This is a genomic window from Neisseria sp. P0021.S007, assembly GCF_051956855.1.
Window position 1 is genome coordinate 1 of record NZ_JBQCXA010000606.1, and the last position, 658, is coordinate 658.

Genomic DNA, 658 nt, shown 5'->3' on the forward strand with positions numbered 1-658 from the left:
ATCCAATGGCTGGGCAGGAAGCCCGACCGACTGGACGGCGAACGGGAATGCTCCGGAAATACATCCATCTACGCCCATCTCGGTGCAGGTTTCGGTTTCACCAAAACCACGGCTTTAAACGCATCCGCACGTTTCAACGTTTCAGGGCAAACCAGTTCCGAACTGAAATTGGGCGTACAGCATACATTTTAAGCAGTTTTTGATTTTCCAACGTTGTAATCCAAAGGAGTTGTTATGAGAAAACAAATTACCGCAGCCATGATGATTCTAACGATGATTGCCGCTCCGGCGATGGCAAACAGCATGGAAAATCAGGTATTTGAAAACCAAGTGTTCCACACGCAGGCAGATGCGCCGATGTAGTTGGCGGAACTATCGCCGCAGGAAATGAAAGACACTGAGGGGGCTGTTGCTCCTTGGGTAGCCGGTGGTATCGTAGGAGGCATATGGGGAGGTGCCGGCTATATGCATGGGGCGTCTATCAAGGTCATTACAAATGGGACAATGCCAAATTTGCAGATAACGTAGCAACAGGTGCTGTCATTGACGCATCATTTGGTACTGCGGGGGCAATTGCCAGTGGAGGAGTCAAATTTATTCCCAGCCTGACAAATGCAGGAGCAAACATATGGAGAGTAAATAGCACACTTGCCAACAA

The 658-nt window shown here is 49.1% G+C and carries 2 pseudogenes; both read left to right on the plus strand.

Features of this window, described 5'->3' with window-relative positions:
• Positions 1-192, plus strand: a pseudogene (locus tag ACTHUR_RS14910) (meta-pathway of phenol degradation family protein); the annotation flags it as partial.
• Between the two features lie 42 nt (positions 193-234).
• Positions 235-477 (plus strand): annotated as a pseudogene (locus tag ACTHUR_RS14915) (class IIb bacteriocin, lactobin A/cerein 7B family); the annotation flags it as partial.
• Positions 478-658: the final 181 nt, after the last annotated feature.